A 21691-nucleotide genomic window follows, 5' to 3' on the forward strand; every position below is an offset into this window, starting at 1 on the left:
AGAGATTTTATTTACTTGAATCCATAATGAAATAGAAAGAATGAATGAATCAAAAAAGAGAGAGCAATTAAGCCCTCTCCATTTTCTTGAATAAGAATCAGAAACTTAACCAATCTTAAAAGGTATTCGTTTAAACTTCATCTTCTTTACGCTTGGTAACCAACCCAAGACCAAATAGTCCAAGAACTGCACCAATAGCCGCAACAACTGTAGTTGATTTTTCACCAGTATTTGGTAATTCACCTTCCTTAGGTGTTTCTGGGGTTGGTGGCGTTACCGGCGGTGTCGGTGGTGTTACCGGCGGTGTTGGTGGTGTTGGTGGTGTTGGTGGTGTTGGTGGTGTTGGCGGTGTTGGCGGTGTTGGCGGTGTTGGTGGTGTTGGTGGTATTGGCGGTGTTGGCGGTGTTGGTGGTGTTGGTGGTGTTGGCGGTGTTGGCGGTGTTGGCGGTGTTGGCGGCGTTGGCGGTGTTGGTGGTGTTGGTGGTGTTGGTGGTGTTGGTGGTGTTGGTGGTGTTGGCGGTGTTGGTGGTGTTGGTGGTGTTGGCGGTGTTGGCGGTGTCACCTTGTTGTTAAACTCAGTGTCTTCCGGCATTTGTGAAGTAAGGGTCAACACTTTACCATCCTTAGTTACAGTAACTCCAACAGTCGCTACCATCTTATCGTACTCAACTCCAGTCTCTGTACCTTTCACTTCTTCTACATAATAGATATGGGTGCCTTCTTCACCACGTTTGAATTCAAGAGCTGAGAACTTGATCTTACCTTCAGCATCATTGCTTACGGTTTCAATCACGTTACCATCTTTGTCTTTCAATACGAAGCTGAATTCACCAGCTTTCAACGCACGACCTTCCAATTTCTTCGTGAAGTTGAATTCAACTTTCACTGGAATATTAACAACACGTTTTTCAGTTGGTTTTTCTGGTTTTTCAACTGACTTCTTAGTTGGATCGTATTGGTGAACGATTTGAGAAGCTGTATTTTCAATATCTACACCTTCCTTAGCGCTATCCTTGATTCGTGCAAGAATATCAAATTTGTAGTAACGTCCAAATGCTAATTTAGCAGTGTCGATTACTTGTGTATTCTCTGCATCTCCAAGTGACTTAGTCAAATCAGCTTTAGATGTAGCAGTAATAACACCATCCACAATTGAGATATCAAACTTAGCTGTTACATCTTCACCAGTTATTGAATCGTAAGCTTTAATATCAGCTACATTAACATCCAAGTTTTCACTGTCATATTTATCTGTAATTCCAACAGATTGAATATTGTGAGCTTCTGTAAATTTAGTTGTATCCAACCATACTTGGTAAACAACCTTATCACCTTTATGGAGTGTTTGAGTATTGATATTTTGTGCTTCGTTGTTATCAACTTTATCCGCATATGGATCTTTGTTGGTATCAGCTACTTTATCAGTCAACTCTTTATCATCATCCAGAAGTTTAGTTCCAGTAATATCAAATTTCTCTTCGTTGAGAATGTATTTCTGTGGGTTAAACTCAGGAGTTTCTGGAGGTGTCACAGTGTTGTTGAACTCTGTATCTGGAGCGTCAGTCACTTTCTTAACAAGGACTTTAGCTGTACCATCGTATTTAACTTCTACTGTGATCTCAGCCTTCATAGAGTCGTAAGTGACTGTAACGTCAGAACCTTTAACTTCTTCCACAGTGTACTTATGAGTTCCAACTTGGGCTTTAGTGAATTCAAGTTTAGCGAATTTCACCTTACCATCTTTGTCGTTCTGAACTGTTTCGATTTCAGTACCTTTAGAGTCTTTCAACACGAAGCTAAACTCGCCAGCTTTCAATTCACGGCCTTCGAGTTTCTTAGTGAAGTTAAATTCGACTTCAATTGGAACTGAGTTCACACGTTTTTCAGTTGGTTTTTCTGGTTTCTCAACTTTCTTCGTAGATGGGTTGTAGTAGTTTACAATTTGCGCTGCTGTGTTTTCGATGTCTACTCCACCTTCAACGTCTGTTTTAACAGTAGCTGGAATATCGAATTTATAGTAACGTCCAAAGGCGAACTTAGTTGTGTCGATAATCTGAGTGTTTTCCGAATCGCCAAGTGACTTCGTGAAGCCAGCTTTAAGAGTTGCGATCATGACACCATTTTCAACCTTGATGTCAAACTTGTCAGTCACATCAGCGCCAGTTACTGAATCGTAAGCCTTGATAGCTGAAGCATCTACATTAACCTTAGTTTCATCGAAGTCATCAGAAATACTTACTGATTGGATGTTATCCTTGTTAGCTGCGTCGAACTTAGTTGTATCCAACCATACTTGGTAAACCAATTTAGAACCACGTTTAACAGTCTTGGTATTCAAGTTTTCTGCTTCGTTGTTGTCGGTCTTATCTGCGTATGGATCTTTATTGGTATCTCCGTACTTGTCTGCCAACTCAGAATCATCATCGAGAAGCTTGTCGCCTGTAATGTCGTATTTCTCTTCAGTTACAACGTATTTCTCTGGTTGGAACTTAGGCTCTTCTGGTGGAGTCACAGTGTTATTGAACTCTTTATCTGGAGCGTCAGTTAATGTCTTCACAAGCGCTTTAGCCGTTCCATCGTATTTGACTTCTACTGTGATCTCAGCTTTCATGGTATCGTAAGTGACTGTCGCATCTGTTCCAGCTACTTCTTCTACAGTGTACTTATGTGTTCCGACTTGGGCTTTAGTGAATTCAAGTTTAGCGAATTTCACCTTACCATCTTTATCGTTCTGAACTGTTTCGATTTCAGTACCTTTAGAGTCTTTCAATACGAAGCTGAACTCACCAGCTTTCAACTCACGGCCTTCCAATTTCTTAGTGAAGTTGAATTCGACTTCAATTGGAACTGAGTTGACACGTTTTTCAGTTGGTTTTTCTGGTTTTTCAACTTTCTTGGTAGTTGGGTTGTAGTAGTTTACAATTTGCGCTGCTGTATTTTCGATATCTGCGCCAGCAGCTACATCTTCCTTAACTGTTGTTGGGATATCAAATTTATAGTAGCGTCCAAATGCGAATTTAGTGGTGTCGATGATTTGAGTATTTTCTGCATCTCCAAGTGACTTCGTGAAGCCAGCTTTAAGGGTTGCGGTCATAACACCATTTTCAACCTTAATGTCGAACTTGTCAGTCACATCATCACCAGTTACTGAATCATAAGCCTTGATTGCGGATGCATCTACATCAACCTTCGTTTCATCGAAGTCATCAGAGATACTTACTGATTGGATGTTATCCTTGTTGTTAGCGTCGAACTCAGTTGTATCCAACCATACTTGGTAAACCAATTTATCGCCACGTTTAACAGTCTTGGTATTCAAGTTTTCTGCTTCGTTGTTGTCAGTCTTATCTGCGTATGGATCTTTATTAGTATCTCCGTACTTGTCTGCCAACTCAGAATCATCATCAAGAAGCTTGTTATCAGTAATTGAGTATTTCTCTTCAGTTACAACGTATTTCTCTGGTTGGAACTTAGGTTCTTCTGGAGGAGTCACAGTGTTGTTGAACTCTTTATCTGGAGCATCAGTCACTGTCTTCACAAGTGCTTTAGCTGTACCATCGTATTTAACTTCTACTGTGATCTCGGCTCTCATTGTATCGTAAGTGACTGTTCCATCTGTTCCAGCTACTTCTTCTACAGTGTACTTATGAGTTCCAACTTGGGCTTTAGTGAATTCAAGTTTAGCGAATTTCACCTTACCATCTTTGTCGTTCTGAACTGTTTCGATTTCAGTACCTTTAGAATCTTTCAATACGAAGCTGAACTCACCAGCCTTCAACTCACGGCCTTCCAAACGTTTAGTGAAGTTAAATTCCACTTCAACTGGAACGTTGTTTACACGTTTTTCAGTTGGTTTTTCAGGTTTTTCAACTTTCTTAGTGGTTGGGTTGTAGTAGTTTACAACTTGAGCCGCAGTATTTTCGATATCTACACCACCAGGTACATCAGCTTTCACTGTTGTTGGGATGTCGAACTTGTAGTAACGTCCGAAGGCGAATTTAGTTGTGTCGATGACTTGTGTGTTTTCCGCATCGCCAAGTGATTTCGTGAAGCCATCTTTAAGGGTTGCAGTAATCACACCGTTGTTCACAGTTATATCGAATTTATCAGTTACTTCTGCGCCTGTTACAGAGTCATAGGCTTTGATGTCAGCTTTATTAAGATTTAATTTAGCTTCATCATAGTTATCTGAGATACCAACTGTTTGGATGTTGTCCTTGTTAGCTGCATCAAATTTAGTTGTATCTAACCATACTTGGTAAACCAATTTATCGCCTGGTTTCACAGTCTTCGTATTCAAGTTTTGAGCTTCGTTGTTGTCAGTCTTATCTGAGTATGGGTTAGCGTTGGTTTCTGCGTATTTGTCAGTTAATTCTTTATCATCGTCAACAAGTTTGTTTCCTGTGATATCGAATTTCTCTGTGTTTACAACATATTTTTCAGGCTGGAACTTAGGTTCTTCTGGTGGAGTCACAGTGTTATTGAACTCTTTATCGGCAATATCTCCGACCTTAGCAACTAAAGCTTTAGCCGTACCATCATGAGAAACAGTGACTGTTACAACAGCTTTCATATTGTCATATGTAACGGTTGAGTCTGTACCAGCAACTTCTACTACTTTGTAACGGTAAACACCGATATCATTGTTTGTGTACTTAAGGCTAGTGAATTTAACCTTACCATCCTTATCATTGGTTGCTGTTTCAAGAACATTGAATTCATCATCGTCTAACAATTGGAAAGTAAACTCGTTAGCTTTCAATTGACGACCTGCAAGAGCTTTCTTGAAGTCAAGTTCAATTTGAATTGGTACGTTGTTTACGCGTTTTTCAGTTGGTTTTTCAGGTTTTTCAACTTTTTTAGTTGTTGGGTTGTAGTAGTTGACTACTTGAGCCGCAGTATTTTCGATATCCACACCACCTGCCACATCAGCTTTCACTGTTGTTGGGATGTCGAACTTGTAGTAACGTCCGAAGGCGAACTTAGTTGTATCGATCACTTGAGTGTTTTCCGCATCGCCAAGTGACTTCGTGAAGCCAGCTTTAAGTGTCGCAGTAATCACACCGTTGTTCACAGTTATATCGAATTTATCAGTTACTTCTGCGCCTGTTACTGAGTCATAAGCTTTGATCTTAGTAGAATCAAGTTCTAACTTAGTTTCATCGTAGTCATCTGAGATTCCTACTGATTGGATGTTGTCCTTGTTAGCTGCGTCGAATTTAGTTGTATCCAACCATACTTGGTAAACTAATTTTGATCCACGTTCAACAGTCTTAGTATTTAAGTTTTCCACTTCATTATTGATGGTATTGTCCGCATATGGGTTCGCATTTGTATCTGCGTACTTGTCTGCCAACTCTTTATCATCATCAACGAGCTTGTCACCAGTGATATCGTATTTTTCTTTGGAAACAACGTATTTCTCTGGTTGGAACTTAGGTTCTTCTGGAGGAGTGACTGTATTGTTGAACTCTTTATCAGCAGCGTCTGTGACGTTGGCAACGATGGCTTTCGCTGTACCATCGTGTGAAACAACCACTTTAACAGTAGCAACCATTGTGTCGTATTTGACAGTTGCATCTGTACCAGGAGTTTCTTCTACTGTGTAGTTGTAAGTCTTACCAAGATCATCTTTACCAAACTTAAGTGTCTTAAAGGTAATCTTACCTTCTGCATCATTCTTAACAGTTTCAACTGCAACATTGTCTTTCTTAAGAACAAAGCTAAATTCACCAGCAGCTAGAGTACGACCTTCCAACTTCTTAGTAAACTTGAGATCAACTGTAATTGGTACAGTATTTACACGTTTTTGAGTAGGTTTTTCTGGTTTCTCAACTGTTTTACTTACCGGATTATAAACGTGAACGATTTGGTTGGCAGTGTTTTCGATATCAGCTCCTGCTGCAACATTTTCTTTGACTGTAGCTGGGATATCAAACTTATAATATCTTCCAAATTCAAATTCAGTTGTATCAATGACATTATCAGCATTGACAAATTTCTTCTTAGATGTCGCACTAATAGTACCATTTTCAACTGTAATATCAAATTTATCAGTTACATCAACACCAGTTTTACCATCGTAAGCTTTAATTGAAGAAGACTCAACTGTAAGTTTGTCAGCATCATATTTATCTGAAACACCTACATATTGGACATTGTTTTTATCAGTAAATTTAGTTGTATCCAACCAAACTTGATAAACAAGTTTTGAACCACGTTCAACAGTCTTGGTATTAATATTTTCTACTTCATTGTATTTAGCAGTATCAGCATATGGATTAGCATTTGTCTCACCATATTCGTCTGTTAGTTCATTATCATCATCTAGCAATTTCTCACCAGTGAGATCATATTTTTCTTTGCTGAGGACAAATTTTTCAGGTTGGAATTCTGGTGTCTCTGGAGGAGTTAGTTTATTGTTAAACTCTTTATCTTCCGTTCCATCTGTTGATTCTCCATTTTCATTCACACCACCTGCTGAGCTGACATTTGTTACAGTTGTTAGGGTATGTCCATTTTTTGCAACTTCCACAGTAAGCGTTGCTTTCATGGTGTCATAAGTCATTCCTAATTCTTTAGTAGCTGGGATAACCTCTTCTACTGTATAAGTATGGGTACCAACTTTTGTATTATCGAATGATAATTCTGAGAAGGTAACAGTACCGTCTTCTTTATTTTTAACAGTTTCAACTTCTTCACCTGCTGCATTCTTCAGGACAAAGCTAAATTCACCTTCCTTAAGTTTACGGCCTGCGAGTTTCTTCGTAAAATCAAACTTAGTAACTACTGGTGAAACTACATAGTTGTTAAAGATTTTGTCATTAGCATCTGCACTAAATCCACCTTCTGAATCATACTTAACTGTAGCTTCGAGATCACCCACTGCATTTTTTTCAGTTACCGTAACTGTCATTGTAACTGTCATCGCATCGTAGTCAACGTTTGCATCAGAACCTTTTAACTCTGTAATCTTATATTTATAGGTACCAGGATTGCTAAATGATAATTCACTAAATGTAGCCTTGCCATTTTTGTTTGTGACTGTTTCTTCATGTTTATCAGGAGTACTCTTTTCCTCTGTTAACTTGAAGCTAAATTCTCCATCTGTTAATACACGTCCAGCAAGCTCTTTTTCGAATTCTGGTGTAACTTTAGCTGGTTTGCGTTTTACATAGTAGTAAATCGGTTGTTTATAAGGTGTTAAAGAGTTTAATAAGTCAACGTTTGTACCAATACCATATACTCCACGAATCAATTGTTCGTTCGGAGAAAGGTGACCGATTTTGTCTCCTAAGAATGGTACAAATACAGTCTTCTTAGGCGTGTAGCCACCAGCTTTTTGGAAGTCAAATGGAATTTCTTTACCGTTTGGATAGTTTACACCTTTACTATCTGTGAAAGGAATAGTATAAAGTGGAGACTTCTTAACTACCAAATCTTCGGTATTTGCTTTTCCCGGTTTAATCGGTTTGGTTTCTGCTAGTAACATGTAGCCATCTGTTTCCAAGGTACCATCAGAACGTTTGCTTTGTTGTTTTGGATCTAAAAGATAAACTCGAACGACTACCGAACCATCTTCGTCTACGATTTCTTTAATACGTTTAATTCCCGCGCGCTCAGCGTCCATAAATTTCGTACCAACTTTGTAAGGACGACTGACATAACCAGATGTGGTATCCGGATCTGCTGTTTGATAAAGTTTATAACCATCAAATTGGCGCTCACCTGAAGCTGTGAAATGTTGTCCTTCCATAGCTTTAGTTGTGTACTTAGCTAAATCTACCTCATTACCATTTGGCACGTAGTCTTGAACAGTTTTATCTGTTTTATTAGCGTTAAATGTCGCATTGTTTTTGTCAACTACTCGATAGTAGGTTGTTTTTTTAACAAATCCAGGAATTTTACTGTTTGTATCTGTAATGGTACGTCCATTATAAGCTGGTTCTACAATGTTAATAATATCTGTTGAAGTACGAGCTTTATAAACTGCATCGTATAATTTTTGCTCATCTGGAGTAAGGTTGTGACCAGGAGCGACTAAAGCTTGGATACTTGCACCAACTTCAAAACCATATTGAAGGAAGGGTTGAGGTGCTTCAGCCTTACTAGCAGCAACACCTTTATTATAATCAACTTGATAAGTAAGCTCCCCATTAGAGGCAGCCTTAGTTGTCGTAAAGCTTTGAACTCCACTTGAAGCAGTAATCGTTCTAGTTTCTACTACATTACCAGTATTCTTATCAATTAATTCGACAGTTGTTTCAGTAGAATCATCAAATTTCTTGTATGAACGAGAGTAGTAATTTGTATTGTAACGTTTATTAAACTCAGTTAGTTCGACAATACTGTATGTATAAAGATCTCCTTCTTTTCTTTCATAGCCAGCTGGAACTGTTTGAGAATTAACAGTTGCCCCATTTGGGTCTGTCATGTCTGGAGTCGTGGTTTCACCATTTTTAAGGTAAGTTTCTACGGAAACCGGCTCGTTATTGTGGTCTTCTGCTGCACGACGACTGCGAACCTTAGGCATATCACCTTCTGAAACAGCTGGTTTTACTTCTTCCTTTCTTTCAGAAGCTTTGATAGTTTCTGTAGCAGGTTTTTCTGAAGTTGCAGCTTCAGACTTTACTTCAGTAGTTTCTGGCTTTATTTCTTCTTTTACTTCTGGCGCAGCTTGACCTTCTGCTACATTAGTAGTTTCCGTCGGTTGAGATTCAGCGACTTCTTCCTTAGCTTCAGCTACTACTTCAGTAGTTTCCACATCCTTATTTGATAATTCCCCACTAGAATCACCCGTATTTACCAATTCAGTTTTCTCTTCGGTAACTGGCTGTGCCGGAAGCTCGGACGCCAATGCTGTGGCTCCATTAGCCATCATGAAGCTAAGAGTTGTTCCTAAAAAGACTGATGCAACACCAACCTTATATTTACGCAAAGAGAAGCGTTGTTGTTCTTTTCTTATCATATGGATAAGTTCTCCTTTTTAATATTTTTACTATTAATCAGAAAAAATTTGATGTTTTAAGATTTTTGGTTTTTAAATACAAATTTTTTCTAAGCTCTTTAGCATCTCCATCTTATCATAAGAATTTAAATAGTTCAAAGAATTATGTGCTCCTGAAAACGTTTACTTTTTGCTTTTCTATCAATTTTAGTTTTTATATTATTTTTTTTTGTGTTTTTAAGTCTACACTACTTATTTCATTGGATTTATTAATTGTCTAGAAATAAAGTTATACTATATTTTTATTTTTAAATTATATTTGTAATTCTTTTTTAACTTATGAATGTGATTTTCATAACTAAATTTATATTATTGTAATAAAAAGGTTCTCAAAAGAGAACCTTTTTCATTAAATTGCCTCTGTGACAAAACTTCTGCTTTCTAATACTTTTAACATCGCATCTGCTGTGTCTAGAGCTGTAAATAGAGGAACTCCATGTTCAATTGCTGAACGTCTGATTTGTTCACCATCTTCATCAGCTGTCCGTTTGGTACCAACTGTGTTGATGATTGCTTGAATTTTTCCTTTACGGACGTAGCTTGGGATATCGTGTTCATCATCACCAATCTTTCCAACGAGTTGAGCCTGCAATCCATGACTTGCAAAGAACTTTGCAGTTCCTTCAGTAGCAAGGATTCCGTAGCCAATATTTTGGAAACGACGAGCCAAATCTAGTGCTTCTTCTTTTGCATCATCTGCGATAGTGAAGACAACATTACCAAAGGTTGGCAAGTGAAGATAAGAAGCTTCAAAGGCCTTGTAGAGAGCTTTTTCAAGAGTGGTATCAGAACCCATAACTTCCCCTGTTGACTTCATTTCAGGTCCAAGCAGGCTGTCTACCTTAGCTAGCTTGGTAAAGGAGAATACTGGTGCCTTGATATGAACGCGACTACTTTCTGGGTAAAGTCCATCTTGGTAACCAAGCTCTTCAAGACTTTGACCAAGAATTAACTTAGTCGCTACCTGTGCCATAGGGATATTGGTTACTTTAGAAAGGAATGGAACGGTACGACTGGCACGAGGGTTTACTTCAATGACGTATACTTTCTCATCCTTGATAACAAACTGAATGTTCATCATCCCAAGACAGTTGAGGCCAATCGCTAGGCGTTTAGTGTAGTCTGCAATTGTTTCCTGCACTTTTTGCGACAAAGTTTGAGGAGGATAAACCGCCATGGAGTCACCTGAGTGGACACCAGCGCGTTCGATATGCTCCATGATACCAGGGATGAGGACATTTTGTCCGTCTGAGATGGCATCCACTTCACACTCTTGTCCGACGATATAAGAGTCAACAAGAACAGGGTGGTCTGGACTTGCCTTAACCGCAGTACGCATGTAAGAACGAAGATCATCTTCATTCTCAACGATTTCCATAGCACGTCCACCCAAAACATATGAAGGACGAACGAGAACTGGGAAACCAATTTTACGTGCAGCAAGTACTGCTTCTTCTTCATTAGTTGCTGTTTGTCCAGGAGGTTGTGGAATATCCAAGTCTTTGAGGGCTTGCTCGAAGAGGTCACGGTCTTCCGCACGGTCCAAGTCAGCAACTTGAGTACCAAGGATAGTCACACCAGCTTTTGCTAATGGCTCAGCTAGGTTGATAGCTGTTTGACCACCGAACTGAACGATAACACCTTTTGGTTGCTCTAAGTCGATGACATTCATCACATCTTCAAAAGTCAATGGTTCAAAGTAGAGTTTATCAGATACAGAGAAGTCTGTTGAAACTGTCTCTGGGTTTGAGTTCATAATGATAGCTTCGTAGCCAGCAGCCTGAATTGCCTTAACAGAGTGAACTGTTGCGTAGTCAAACTCAACCCCTTGACCGATACGGATTGGACCAGAACCTAGGACAAGTACAGATTCCTTATCAGACTTGATAGACTCATTTTCCCATCCATATGTTGAGTAGAAGTACGGAGTTTCTGATTCAAATTCTGCGGCACAAGTATCTACCATCTTGTAAACTGGGACAATCTTATTTTCTAAACGAAGTTGTCGAACTTGATCAGCTGTAGTTCCCCAAAGTTCTGCGATTTTACGATCTGAGAAACCATTGAGTTTTGCTGTTTTTAGGACATCGACATCCTGAGGATGTGCTCCCAATTCTTGTTCAATCTCAAAGATATGTAAGAGTTTATCAAGGTAGAAGATATCAATCTTAGTCAAGTCAGCAATCTCTTCTGGTGTATAACCACGACGAATAGCTTCTGATACGTAGAAGAGACGGTCATCTTGAGCCTTGACAACTTTTTCAATCAAGGCATCATCTGAAACATCTGCAAGCTCAGGCATTTCATTGTGATGGACACCAATTTCTAGAGAGCGACAAGCTTTAAGGAGAGATTCCTCGATGTTTCGACCGATGGCCATAACTTCTCCAGTCGCCTTCATCTGGGTACCAAGACGACGTTCCCCTTTTTCAAACTTGTCAAATGGGAAACGTGGAATCTTAGCCACCACATAGTCAAGGGCTGGTTCAAACATAGCATAGGTTGAACCTGTAACTGGGTTAATAACTTCATCCAAGGTCAACCCTACAGCAATTTTAGCCGCCAATTTGGCGATTGGGTAACCAGTTGCCTTAGAAGCAAGGGCTGAAGAACGAGATACACGAGGATTTACTTCGATGACATAGTACTTAAAGCTGTGTGGATCAAGCGCAAGCTGAACGTTACATCCGCCTTCAATCTTGAGAGCGCGGATAATGCTCAAACTAGCATCACGAAGCATTTGGTTTTCATAGTCGGACATGGTTTGCGCTGGGGCAAATACGATGGAATCCCCTGTATGAATCCCGACTGGGTCAAAGTTTTCCATGTTACAAACAACAAGGGCATTATCAGCTGAGTCACGCATGACTTCATACTCGATTTCCTTGAAACCGGCAATGGAACGTTCAATCAAACACTGGGTAACAGGTGACAATTTCAAACCATTTTCAGCAATTTCACGTAATTCTTCCTCATTGGCACACATACCACCACCAGTACCACCTAGGGTAAAAGCTGGGCGGACGATAACTGGGTAGCCAATAGTTGCTGCAAAGGCAACTGCTCCCTCAACTGTGTTGACAATTTCTGATTCTGGAATTGGTTGCTTGAGTTCTTCCATCAATTGTTTAAAGAGATCTCGGTCCTCCGCTTGGTCGATGGCAGACAGTTTAGTCCCGAGAAGTTCTACTCCAAGCTCATCCAAGATACCATTTTTTGACAATTCCATGGCCATATTAAGCCCTGTTTGACCTCCAAGAGTTGGAAGCAAGGCATCTGGACGTTCCTTACGGAGAATACGAGTCACGAACTCAAGTGTAATCGGTTCGATGTAGACCTTATCTGCAATCTCTTTATCCGTCATGATGGTTGCAGGGTTTGAGTTTACCAAGACAACCTCATACCCTTCTTCTTTCAAAGACAAGCAGGCCTGGGTTCCAGCATAGTCAAACTCAGCAGCCTGACCAATAATAATCGGACCAGAACCAATCACCATAATTTTTTGAATATCAGTACGTTTAGGCATTTATAAGATATTAAGGGCGTCAAGCGGACAAAGCTAAAATAGGAGTTATGACGAAGAACTGTTAGTTCTAGGAATAACTATCTTTTTAGCACCGTCCGTAGCCCATATTCAGTTCAGCAAATACGGACCACCCTTCTCCTTTCTATTCGGCAACTCTCCGATTGCCATTAAATAAATTCTCCGACAATTTTTTAGCGAAACGATCATTTTCGGTAAAAAATCTAGTGCAGGGAGTTTTTAGTTCGCCATATAGCGACTAAAAGAAACGACCTGCCTTTCTATTCGTCGCCTCACAGAGCGACATTAAATAAGATACAAAGGACGATAAGAAAGCGACTGAATTTTAGGAAACCATAGAAGGATTTCTATCCTTGTTGGTTTATCTAAATTCCGAGCTTTCCGTCCGTGTTCAATTCCATAAATTCTCCGACGATTTCTCACTCGTCTTTAGTTTGCTTGTTTAAAAGCTTCCATCATCTCGATGAACTCATCAAATAGATAACTTGCATCATGTGGCCCAGGAGCTGCGTCTGGGTGGAATTGCACAGAGAAACCTGGTAGATATCTGTGACGTACGCCTTCAACTGACTTGTCATTGATTTCTTCGTGGGTGATGATTAAGTGCTCTGGTAAATCCTCACGGCTCACTGCATAACCATGATTTTGACTAGTGAAGTCCACGCGCCCAGTTGCAATTTCACGTACTGCGTGGTTAAAGCCACGGTGACCAAACTTCATTTTATAGGTCTTAGCACCATTTGCCATGGCAAAGAGCTGGTGACCCATACAGATACCAAAGATTGGAATTTTCCCGAGAATACCTCGGATCATCTCAAGAGCTTCTGGTACATCTTCTGGATTTCCAGGACCATTTGACAACATAACTCCGTCAGGGTTTAAATGCAAGATTTCCTCAGCCGTAGTTGTGTATGGAACTACAGTCACATTACAATCACGTTTAGATAGCTCTCGTAAAATAGAGTGTTTAAGGCCGAAGTCTACTAAAACAACGCTCAAGCCAACTCCTGGAGCCGGATAAGCAGTCTTTGTAGAAACTTGTCTGATATTATCAGTCGGTAAGATAGTTGCTTGAAGTTGATCTGCAATGTGATCCATACTATCGCCAGCATGTGTTAGAGTCGCTCTCATGGTACCATGTTTACGAATAATCTTTGTAAGAGCTCGAGTGTCAATGCCTGAAATTCCAGGAATTTTCTTAGCCTTCAAGAATTCGTCCAGCGTCATTTGGTTACGCCAGTTACTTGCTCTACGTGCCTCTTCGAAAACCACAACTCCCTTACAAGTAGGACTGATAGACTCGTAGTCGTCACGGTTAACTCCATAATTCCCTACTAGTGGATATGTGAAGGTCAAGATTTGTCCATTATAAGATTGGTCTGTAATGGATTCTTGATAACCTGTCATTCCAGTGTTAAAGACTATTTCCCCAGTTACATCAATATCTGCACCGAAGGCCTTACCTTCAAAAACTGTGCCATCTTCTAAAACTAGAAGTCGTTTTGTCATATTTTCACCTCTCGTGGACGCTCACTGGCGTCTTTTAACGTCTTGTGTCTTATTTGGCTTTTCTACTTGCCAATACGGATTCTAAGATTGCCATTCGAACAAATACTCCATTGGTCATTTGTTGAACAATGCGTGATTTTGGTGCTTCAACAAGATGATCGGCAATTTCCACATCCCGATTCACAGGAGCCGGATGCATAATGATTGCTTCTTCTTTTAAGCGATTATAGCGTTCTTGGTTCAAGCCGTGTTGAACGTGATACTCTTCTTTTGAGAAGACTGCTCCACTTTCGTGGCGTTCATGTTGAACTCGAAGCAACATCAGAACATCCACCTGGTCAACAATCTCGTCAATAGTTACAAATTGACCATAATCTGCAAACTCTTGACTTCTCCATTCCTCAGGTCCTGCAAAGTAAAGTTCAGCACCTAAACGTTTCAAAATCTGCATATTGGACTTGGCAACACGTGAATGGTCCAAGTCACCTGCAATGGCAACCTTGAGCCCTTCAAAACGGCCAAATTCTTCGTAAATTGTCATCAAATCAAGCAGACTCTGACTAGGATGTTGCCCTGAGCCATCACCACCATTGATAATCGATGTCGTAATGGTTGGGCTCGCAATCAATTCCCTGTAGTAATCAACCTCTGGGTGCCGAATAACACAGATATCTACACCAAGCGCAGACAAGGTCAAGATTGTATCATAGAGTGTTTCACCCTTGTTTACCGAACTTGTATTCACATCAAAGTCAAGTCGTTCCAATCCCAGTTTAATCTCTGCAACTTCGAAGGATTTATGCGTTCTTGTCGAATTTTCAAAGAAAAGGTTGGAAACAATGGGATGGTCTTCGTAGGGCAACTGGGCTCCATTTTTAAACTCAATCCCTCGTTTAATCAATTTTATAACCTGATCTACAGTGAGATCTTCCATGGACACCACATGTTTGATTGCTTGTTGATTTTCTGACATGGCTACTCCTTTAGATTTTAAGCTTCTTCAGTAATCAAAACTCTATCTTGGCCATCAAGTTCCGTCATCTCAACGATGATTTCTTCAGAACGACTAGTTGGAATATTTTTCCCAACGTAATCCGGACGAATTGGCAATTCTCTGTGCCCACGGTCCACTAATACTGCAAGACTTACACGGGCAGGGCGACCATGGCCGACAATGTTATCGATAGCGGCACGGATTGTACGACCTGTGTAAAGAACATCATCCACCAAGATAACTTCGCGGTCTGTCACATCAACAGAAATCAAGGAAGTATCTTCACCACTTTTGACATCGTCACGGTAAGGTTTGGTATCTAATTCTACAACGGGAACAGAAATGTTTTCCAATTGTTCCAAGCGCTCTTGGATGCGGTGGGCAATAAAGACACCACGTGTTTTAATTCCCGCTAAAATGATTTTATTCAAATCTTTGTTGCGTTCGATAATTTCATAAGTGATACGCGTAATTGCTCGCTTGACGGTTAATTCGTCTACAACTTCTTTTGTCTTCATGACAAACCTCCAAAAAGAAAAGTCTCCTTAGACAAGGAGACTTGAGAATGTATCATTAAGCGAGCCATACTGGAAACAGCATAGACTTACCCTTCTACTTTATCGAGCTCCTTGCCTGCCTCACGGGACAGGTTTAAAGGAATATTTTATTGTTTTTACTATATCACAAAGCCCAGTTCAAAGCAAGTAAAAACATTCAATGTTTGACCTTATAATGAACTAAAATCATACAATTGTGGATAGTGTTCGCATTCTGGATTTTTCGGATGACAGATAGCACGACCAAAGTAAATCATGGCCTGATGCGCCGCCAACCACTTTTCTGGTGGCAAGACATCCATGACACGTTTTTCAACTTCTAATGGAGTTGCTGATTTTTTAACAATATCATGGTGTTTACAGATACGCTCCACATGGGTATCTACCGCAAAAGCTGGAATCCCGAATCCTACACTCATGACTACATTAGCTGTTTTACGCCCAACTCCCGCCAAGCTTTCTAATTCTTCTCTAGTCTGAGGAACTTGACCATCAAAATCTTCTAATAACTGTTGCGCACATTTTTTAAGAAATTTTGCTTTATTTCGATACAGACCTAAACGAGAAATATGCTTAGCAATGTCACTCTCACTTGCGTCTGCCATGGCTTGTGGTGTAGGGAAGGCTTCAAAAAGAGCTGGAGTCGCCTTGTTTACCGCCGCATCTGTCGTCTGAGCAGACAACATAACTGCAACTAAGAGTTCAAAATGATTGCGAAAATCTAGACTAGGTTTTGCATCTGGAAAAAGAGCTATGATTTCCTCAATGACATGACGGGCACGTTTCTTGGATAAAACCATCTATTCGTCTCCATCAAACAGCCCTTGTAAACCTGCAAAAGGACTATTTTCTTCTTTTTTGACTGCTTGTTGAGCTTGATATTCTTCCTCAGACATGATTTGCCAGTCATTTCCAGAAACAAATCCCTGACCTGCTTCTTCTTCTGCCGTTAAGACCTTGATTGGAATATTTAGCAAAATATTATCTGAAACACTCTCAGCCAGGTCGATTTCACCATTTTCGATAGGTAAAACCAAGTCATCATCAAGAACTTCTTGGTCCAGTTGATTGGTAGCACCTTCCATAAAGACTTCTGTCACTGGATAAGACTCTGCTAACTCAACAGGTTCCATACTACGACTAGAAGCAAGTACGATGGTATAAGACAGCTGGTAATCTAAGAAAAACATACGGTCTTCATACTGAACCTTCCCAACTGCGACAATATCTTTTACGTCTAAAATTTCTTGGTTACGCTCACGTAAGTCGGCTGCTAAGTCTAAGGCTACTTCAAAATGCATGCCTTCAGGCTGCTTACGAACTTCTTGAATATTTAATTTCATACTTCCTCCATAAAGTTTTACTCACTTGATTATACCATGAAAGGAGGTCAAGTAAAGTCTCTAAACTTTAAAAACATCTCTCTGTGGTTTTTTGATATATTTATTATGACAAATTTATTTTTTGTGCTATACTATAGGTATCAATACATGAGCAAAGGAGGACGCTCATATGGAAGACAAAGCTCTTTTAAAAGAAGCCTATCAGCTCGTTTCAGAATTAAACCAAACAATACAAAGCTGTAAACAGGGATTGCCAGATGACCTACGCTTACAGCAAAATATAGACGAAATTCTCAGAGCACTAAAAAAGGCTCAGAAAGTAGACAACGCCATCTTAATTGAACTGGAAACTTTTTACCAACGGACTAGTCTTTTGATTGGACTTGGTAGTCTAAAACTAAACGACCAGGCTCGCACTGCTTGGCGAAACTATGATAAGTTCCACTACGATCACGTTAAACATACGTTGACACTTTATGGGCCTGTTTTTGGGTTTTAAAATAGAGGATTTTCTGGCTTAATCTTGACAAATTTTCTCAAAAAGAGTATGATGATTGCAACAATATTCGGAGGTAAGGGAGACATGAACAACTAAGTCTATCAAATAAAGAACCTTTATTTAGTAGATCTTGTTTCTGTCTCTTTTTGTGCGCTCTTTTATGCTCTTTCTTCTGGCATTTTATACTCAATGAAAATCAAAGAGCAAACTAGGAAGCTAGCCACAAGCTGTACTTGAGTACGGTAAGGCGACGCTGACGTGGTTTGAATTTGATTTTCGAAGAGTATTAAAAGAGTTTTTTTGACATAGACTTTGGGCTCTACTAGGTAAAGTAGAGCTTTTTGTTATGCAATATGGATATTCTAGAAAGGGCAATAATATGATCAAAATTAATCATCTGACCATTACACAAAACAAAGATTTAAGAGACCTTGTTTCCGATTTAAACATTACCATCCAAGACGGAGAAAAGGTCGCTATTATAGGCGAAGAAGGAAATGGAAAATCAACCTTACTTAAAACTTTAATGGGAGAAAAATTAGCTGATTTCTCTATCAGGGGAGAAATCCAATCTGACCTTCAGTCCCTGGCCTACATTCCCCAACATCTCCCTGAAGAACTGAAGAAAAAGTCTTTACAGGACTACTTCTTTTTAGATTCTGCTGATTTAGACTACAGCCTTCTCTATCGCTTGTCTGATGAATTACACTTTGACAGCAGTCGTTTTGCAAGTGATCAAGAAATTGGTAGTCTCTCGGGTGGTGAAGCTTTGAAAATTCAGCTCATCCATGAATTTGCCAAACCCTTTGAGATTTTATTTTTAGATGAACCTTCAAATGACCTGGATATAGAGATGGTTGATTGGCTAAAAAATCAGATTCAAAAGATGAGGCAAACCGTTATTTTCATTTCTCATGATGAAGACTTTCTTTCTCAAACAGCAGACACCATTATCCACTTGCGACTGATCAAGCACCGGAAAGAAGCGGAAACGCTAGTAGAGCATTTAGACTACGATAGCTATAGTGACCAGAGAAGGGCTAGTTTTGTCAGACAAAGCCAACAAGCTGCCAACGACCAGAGAGCCTATGACAAAACCATGGAAAAGCATCGCCGAGTCAAGCAAAATGTCGAAACTGCACTTCGAGCTACCAAAGACAGTACTGCCGGTCGCCTATTAGCTAAAAAGATGAAAAATGTTCTTTCTCAAGAAAAACGATACGAAAAAGCAACTCAGTCCATGACCCAAAAGCCACTTGAAGAGGAACAAATCCAACTTTTCTTTTCAGATATAGAGCCATTAGCGACTTCAAAAGTCTTAGTTCGACTAGAAAATGAGACTTTATCCATTGGCCAACGAGTTCTGTCTCAAGGGCTAAAATTAACTGTTCGTGGTCAAGATAAAATCGGCATCATCGGTCCCAATGGCGTTGGCAAATCCACTCTTTTAGCAAAGTTACATCAACTACTAAGTGGCAAAAGAGAGATTTCGCTTGGATTTATGCCACAAGATTACCAAGAAACACTGCAATTGGATCTATCCCCAGTAGAATTTCTCAGCCAAACTGGACACAAAGAGGAAATACAGAAAATCCAATCTCACTTAGCCAGTCTTAATTTCAGCTATCCAGAGATGCACCACCAAATCCACTCCTTATCTGGTGGTCAACAAGGCAAACTCCTTCTTTTGAATTTAGTTCTACGTAAACCAAACTTTCTCCTTCTGGATGAGCCCACACGAAACTTTTCTCCAACATCTCAACCCGAAATCAGAAAACTCTTTGCCACTTATCCTGGTGGTCTCGTCACTGTTTCGCATGATCGACGTTTCTTAAAAGAAGTCTGTACGAGTATCTATAGTCTGACAGAGCATGGTTTAGAAGTAGTTGATTTACAAGATCTTTAACTTTTGGAAATAAAACATCCAGAGGTTTTCCTCTGGATACTTTTTACATATGTTTCAAACGCTCAATTCGTTCTGAAATAGGTGGATGCGTATAAAATAGTTTTTTCAAGAAACCTGGTTTTTGAGGATCATTGATATAAAGTGCACTACTAGCATCATCCACATGATGACTCATGGGTTGACTATTTTCTAATTTTTGTAAAGCATTGATCATCCCTTGCGGATTACGAGTTAATTCTACGCTTGAAGCATCTGCTAGAAATTCTCGTTGGCGAGAAATAGCTAATTGCACTAAAGTTGCTGCAAGAGGTGCCAAAACTATGGCTAGGAGAGAAATGACTAACATAATCACTTCAAGTCCTCCACTGTCACGGTCACTATTTCTTCTACTACGTGATGCTCCACCCCACCACATCATACGACCAGCCATACTCGATAAAAGGCTAATGGCACTGGCAAGAGCAACAGCAATGGTAGAGATTCGAATATCTAAGTTGCGAATATGACTAACTTCATGCCCGATTACAGCTTCTAATTCCTCACGATTCATGATCTCTAGAAGTCCTGATGTCGCTGCTACAGCAGCATTTTGAGGATTCGAACCTGTGGCGAAAGCATTCAAACCCGGGTCATCAATTACATAAACTCGTGGCATAGGAATTTGCGCCACCATAGCCATATCCTCAACAACATGATAGAGAACAGGTTCTTCATTCCTATCAACTTCACGCGCACCATTCATATTCATGACAATCTCTGTAGATTGAAAAATCATGGTCAAGGCATAGATAAAGCCAAGAATCATGGCTATAGTCACGCCCCAGATACCTGAGTTCATGAAAAGATACCCAACTGCATAACCTACAATAGCTAACAAAAGAAAGAAAACAATTAATAAAACCCAAGTTTTACGTTTATTACTTGCAATTTGTTGATACAGCATCTTAGTCACCTAAACCACTAAAATCAACTCTAGGAACAGCTTTTTCTTCTTCAGGAGTTTGAAGAAAGTCAGACGCTTTAAACCCAAAAATCAGAGCAACCAAATTACTTGGGAAGGTTTCTAATTTAACATTGTAGTTGCTAACGACACTGTTATAAAGCTGACGAGAGTAGGATATTTTATTTTCTGTGTTAGTCAATTCTTCTTGTAATTTAGCAAAGTTGCTACTAGCTTTCAAGTCAGGGTAATTCTCAGCCACCGCAAAGATACCAGATATCTGACGAGTCAGTGCATCACTAGCTTTCATGGCTTCTGCAGGTGTAGTTGCTGCCGCTACTTGTGTTCGAAGTTGAGTAACTTTTTCAAGTGTAGAACTTTCATATTTCGCGTAACCTTTAACCGTTTCAATTAAGTTGGGCAAAAGATCATTTCGACGCTTCAATTGAACATCAATCTGGCTCCAAGCTTCCTTGGTTTGCATACGCCCTCTGACTAGGCTGTTATAACTAACAATCACAAAGAGAACAATAAGAGTAGAAATTCCAAGAATAATCCAAGACATAGTAGGATTCCTTTCTCATTTAAGATTAGTACCAGTATATCAAATTTCCATGTTTTTGTGGTAAAATAAGATGATATATAAGAAGGATACAGCTATGAAACCAGAAACATTTTACTCACTACTTGACCAACACAATATTAATCTGACTGACCAGCAAAAATTTCAATTTGAGCGCTATTTCGAACTCTTAGTCGAGTGGAACCAAAAAATCAACCTGACTGCCATTACCGAAAAGGAAGAGGTTTATCTTAAGCACTTTTATGATTCTATCGCTCCTATCCTACAAGGGTTGATAGAAAACCAAGAAATTAAGTTACTTGATATTGGCGCTGGTGCAGGATTCCCAAGTCTCCCTATGAAGATTCTCTACCCTCAGCTAGATGTGACCATCATTGATTCTCTGAACAAGCGTATTAACTTCCTTCAGCTTCTGGCTGAGGAGCTTGATATAGAAGGGGTTCATTTCTACCATGGACGTGCCGAAGACTTTGCCCAAGACAAGAACTTCCGTGCCCAGTTTGACATTGTGACAGCTCGTGCAGTTGCTCACATGCAAGTTCTCTCAGAGTTAACCATTCCCTACCTTAAAGTTGGTGGAAAACTTTTAGCTCTTAAGGCCAGTAATGCTCCTGAGGAATTGACAGAAGCCAAAAATGCTCTCAACCTTCTCTTTAGTAAGGTTGAAGATAACATCAGCTACACACTTCCTAATGGAGACCCTCGCTACATCACCATTGTAGAAAAGAAAAAAGAAACTCCAAACAAATATCCACGTAAGGCTGGTATGCCCAACAAACGACCACTTTAGGATATTTTAAATAGATACT

General features: G+C 39.8%; 12 protein-coding genes. 3 read left to right on the forward strand and 9 right to left on the reverse strand.

The genetic code is table 11. From position 1 onward, the window contains the following. Positions 1-130 precede the first annotated feature (130 nt). From QM923_RS04175 to QM923_RS04205, 7 genes are all read right to left on the reverse strand, one after another. Complete coding sequence (locus tag QM923_RS04175) at positions 131-8968, reverse strand: SspB-related isopeptide-forming adhesin (RefSeq protein ID WP_414290982.1); 8838 nt, start codon at positions 8966-8968, stop codon at positions 131-133. Positions 8969-9356: 388 nt separating this feature from the next. After that, positions 9357-12533 carry a carbamoyl-phosphate synthase large subunit gene (carB, locus tag QM923_RS04180; protein WP_414290983.1) on the reverse strand — a complete coding sequence of 1059 codons (3177 nt, stop codon included), beginning with the start codon at positions 12531-12533 and terminating at the stop codon, positions 9357-9359. A 447-nt stretch (positions 12534-12980) separates the two neighbouring features. After that, the gene (locus tag QM923_RS04185) at positions 12981-14060 is read right to left on the reverse strand and encodes a carbamoyl phosphate synthase small subunit (RefSeq protein ID WP_414290984.1); all 1080 of its coding nucleotides are present in this window, start codon (positions 14058-14060) and stop codon (positions 12981-12983) included. A 49-nt stretch (positions 14061-14109) separates the two neighbouring features. After that, positions 14110-15033 carry an aspartate carbamoyltransferase catalytic subunit gene (locus tag QM923_RS04190; RefSeq protein ID WP_414290985.1) on the reverse strand — a complete coding sequence of 308 codons (924 nt, stop codon included), beginning with the start codon at positions 15031-15033 and terminating at the stop codon, positions 14110-14112. Between the two features lie 17 nt (positions 15034-15050). Further along, positions 15051-15572 carry a bifunctional pyr operon transcriptional regulator/uracil phosphoribosyltransferase PyrR gene (gene pyrR, locus QM923_RS04195; RefSeq protein WP_004252509.1) on the reverse strand — a complete coding sequence of 174 codons (522 nt, stop codon included), beginning with the start codon at positions 15570-15572 and terminating at the stop codon, positions 15051-15053. Positions 15573-15781: 209 nt separating this feature from the next. Next, the gene (nth, locus tag QM923_RS04200) at positions 15782-16411 is read right to left on the reverse strand and encodes an endonuclease III (protein ID WP_036753407.1); all 630 of its coding nucleotides are present in this window, start codon (positions 16409-16411) and stop codon (positions 15782-15784) included. Then, positions 16412-16954 carry a YceD family protein gene (locus QM923_RS04205; protein WP_414290986.1) on the reverse strand — a complete coding sequence of 181 codons (543 nt, stop codon included), beginning with the start codon at positions 16952-16954 and terminating at the stop codon, positions 16412-16414. It lies immediately after the preceding gene. Between the two features lie 169 nt (positions 16955-17123). On the opposite strand from QM923_RS04205, the gene QM923_RS04210 reads away from it, so the two are divergent. Then, the gene (locus tag QM923_RS04210) at positions 17124-17453 is read left to right on the forward strand and encodes a helicase BlpT (protein ID WP_414290987.1); all 330 of its coding nucleotides are present in this window, start codon (positions 17124-17126) and stop codon (positions 17451-17453) included. Positions 17454-17799: 346 nt separating this feature from the next. Next, positions 17800-19359 carry an ATP-binding cassette domain-containing protein gene (locus QM923_RS04215; RefSeq protein WP_414290988.1) on the forward strand — a complete coding sequence of 520 codons (1560 nt, stop codon included), beginning with the start codon at positions 17800-17802 and terminating at the stop codon, positions 19357-19359. A 43-nt stretch (positions 19360-19402) separates the two neighbouring features. On the opposite strand, the gene htpX is transcribed toward QM923_RS04215, so the two are convergent. Together htpX and QM923_RS04225 are read right to left on the reverse strand one after the other, a co-directional pair. After that, positions 19403-20302, reverse strand: coding sequence for a zinc metalloprotease HtpX (htpX, locus tag QM923_RS04220; RefSeq protein WP_414290989.1), 900 nt, complete (start codon positions 20300-20302; stop codon positions 19403-19405). Position 20303: 1 nt separating this feature from the next. After that, entirely contained in the window at positions 20304-20864 is a 561-nt protein-coding gene (locus QM923_RS04225) for a LemA family protein (RefSeq protein ID WP_414290990.1), read from the reverse strand. Positions 20865-20958: 94 nt separating this feature from the next. Here QM923_RS04225 and rsmG point away from each other — a divergent pair, with 94 nt between their 5' ends. Next, positions 20959-21672: a 16S rRNA (guanine(527)-N(7))-methyltransferase RsmG gene (gene rsmG, locus QM923_RS04230; protein WP_414290991.1), complete on the forward strand. Its 714-nt coding sequence runs from the start codon at positions 20959-20961 to the stop codon at positions 21670-21672. Positions 21673-21691 lie beyond the last annotated feature (19 nt).

Origin of the sequence: Streptococcus infantis, from assembly GCF_047463275.1 — a bacterium.
Lineage (GTDB): Bacteria > Bacillota > Bacilli > Lactobacillales > Streptococcaceae > Streptococcus > Streptococcus infantis_AF.